Source organism: Psychrobacillus insolitus (genome assembly GCF_003254155.1).
Classification (GTDB): domain Bacteria; phylum Bacillota; class Bacilli; order Bacillales_A; family Planococcaceae; genus Psychrobacillus; species Psychrobacillus insolitus.
Genome location: NZ_QKZI01000024.1, coordinates 1 through 2,718, shown reverse-complemented (window position 1 = coordinate 2,718; position 2,718 = coordinate 1). Strand labels below are relative to the sequence as shown.

At 38.3% G+C, this 2,718-nt stretch carries 1 protein-coding gene; it reads left to right on the top strand.

Features of this window, described 5'->3' with window-relative positions; all coding sequences use genetic code 11:
• Positions 1–760: 760 nt before the first annotated feature.
• On the top strand, positions 761–2,578 hold the full coding sequence (gene ltrA, locus C7437_RS16655) for a group II intron reverse transcriptase/maturase (RefSeq protein ID WP_484278728.1): 1,818 nt from the start codon (positions 761–763) through the stop codon (positions 2,576–2,578).
• The last annotated feature ends 140 nt before the right edge of the window (positions 2,579–2,718 follow it).

Below are 2,718 nucleotides of genomic sequence, written 5' to 3'. Positions count from 1 at the left end.
GTGCGAAACGTTCCTGGCTCAAATGAAATGTGGTCACACAATTTCGGTAAAGGTCAGGCAGTTTCATGTTTCTAGAAATTGAAGGGTTATATCGAGAAGTCGAATGAGGAGGTAACGCTCTGAAAGGATTCCCCTGCGTCGAGTAGTACGTTGATCAGTAAGGAAACGCGTGTTATAAGCTCGGTTAATAGGCGTGAGAATTTACCGTAACAGTTTGGCTGACGAAAGCCTACCCGATGGGGTGGTGTAAATCATGATGCTTGGGTTGAACAAATATGGTGAGAATGCGATGTAAATACAATAAGATACTGTATTGCTGACGAACTTCTGAATGTACGGGTCTAGACGCGCGTTATATAGAAATGTATTTACTACCAAATGTAGGGTTAGCTATGGGTGAGTAAGAATTGACTATATAAAAATCCATCTTGTGTTACAGGCACATGCAATGCTAACAGGCTCATAGGAAGCACCTAAGTTTGTTCTATAATAGATATAATTCAACGTTGTAAGCTGATAACGTGGAGAGCTTACTCTCGGTGAAGCGTTGGAAAGGAAAATAGTCGTGAGACTAGCGGCTGTATAACTTTTCTTCATATCAGTGAAAGTGGTGGCACAGTACCGTCGAAGCGTGTAATGAACGTGGAGGGATAGCCACTAGACTAATTAAAGATTCATTCAACCATGCAAGACAGTTCTTCAACGATTAATAAGGTTCTTGTAAGACTAATAGAGGTTCAGCTCCAAAGGAGCCACCGACTTGTTAAAACGAAAGAAACTGAGGCACAATGAGTATTATGATATGCAATATCATTTTGATTCCCTATACGCCCAAAGTGCAAATGGTCAAAATTTTTATGGATTACTCGATTTAATGCAATCTGATGAAAACATTCGATTAGCATATCGTAATATTAAACGAAACACTGGCAGTAGAACGGCTGGATATGATGAACTAACGATTGAAGATATAAGTCAATTATCCGTGATAGAAGTTGTATCGACGATACAACGAATGTTTGGACGTTATACACCCAAAGCCGTTCGACGGGTCATCATCCCGAAGGCAAACGGGAAAACACGCCCTTTAGGGATTCCGACTATTTGGGACAGATTGTTCCAACAGTGTATTCTTCAAGTGCTTGAGCCCATCTGTGAAGCAAGGTTTTATAAACACAGTTATGGTTTTAGACCAAATCGTAGTACACATCATGCGAAAGCTAGGTTCGAGACGCTTATTAATCGGGCATGTTTATATCACTGTGTAGACGTCGATATTAAAGGGTTCTTCGACAATGTAAATCATGCCAAATTATTAAAACAAATGTGGTCGCTTGGTATTCGTGATAAGGCATTACTTTCTATTATTTCGCGTCTTTTAAAAGCTGAAGTAATAGGAGAAGGATTCCCAACCAAAGGTACCCCTCAAGGGGGAATATTATCACCCCTGTTATCTAACATTGTCTTAAATGAACTAGATTGGTGGGTTAGTAATCAATGGGAAACCCTTGAAACACGAACGCCATATACATCGTATGCCGGCAGATACAATGCATTGAAAAAATCGAACTTGAAACACTGCTATATTGTAAGGTACGCTGATGATTTTAAAATTCTTTGTCGCACTCGCTCGCAAGCGATAAAAATGCATTACGCAGTGAAAGATTTTCTTCAAACAAGACTCCACCTTGAAATTAGTGAGGAAAAATCGAAAGTGGTCAACTTAAAGAAAAACTCATCAGAGTTTTTAGGGTTTCGTCTTAAGGCACATCGGAAGCAGACGAATAAAAGAACTCTTTATGTTGCCCGATCACATATGACCAAAAAGTCACTCGATAATGCACAGATAAAGCTTAAACAAGCAATAAAGGTAATTCAGAAACACCAATCACCTGAAAATGTTTGGCGATTTAATACGGTAATAATGGGAATACAGAATTATTATTCCGCTGCGTCGCACATCACATTAGACTTAAATAAGCTGAGCAATCGTCTTAATAAAGCGTTATTCAATCGTTTAAATGAAATGAGGAAAGAAGCAACGTTTCAGGACCTCACAAAAACTTTACAGAAGCGGTATAAGGGTTACGAATGTAAACTTTATAAAATAAAAGGAATGGTCATTGTGCCAATCCATGCCCAACGTTGTAAAGTGAACCTTAACTTCTCTCAATCAATCTGTAACTACACTACCGTAGGTAGAAATAAAATTCATCAAAGTTTGCGGGCAATTAATAAACAAGTCCTCGCTTATGTGACGAACCAATATATACCAAGTCGTTCTATTGAATATAACGACAATCGGATTAGCCGTTTTATTGCACAATATGGGAAATGTGCCATTACAGGAATTGAATTAGGACGGAACGATTGTCACTGTCATCATAAAACACCTTTTCATCTAACACAAGATGATTCATACGGGAATTTAATGATAGTACACGCACCTGTTCATCGTCTCATTCATATGAAAAATCAAGAGAAAATACAAGTACTTTTAAACGTGCTTAAGTTAAATGAAAAACAACTTAAAAAGGTTAATGAATTGCGTGAGCTATGCCTGAACGAAGCAATCTGATTCTACATTTCATCTTGCATATACATAAAAATATTGAATGAGTTGGATTAGTTGGAACGCCGTATGAGGTGAAAGTCTCACGTACGGTGTGAAGTGGGGGAAAAGCTGGAGATAACTTCAAAGGCTTACCTATCACTATA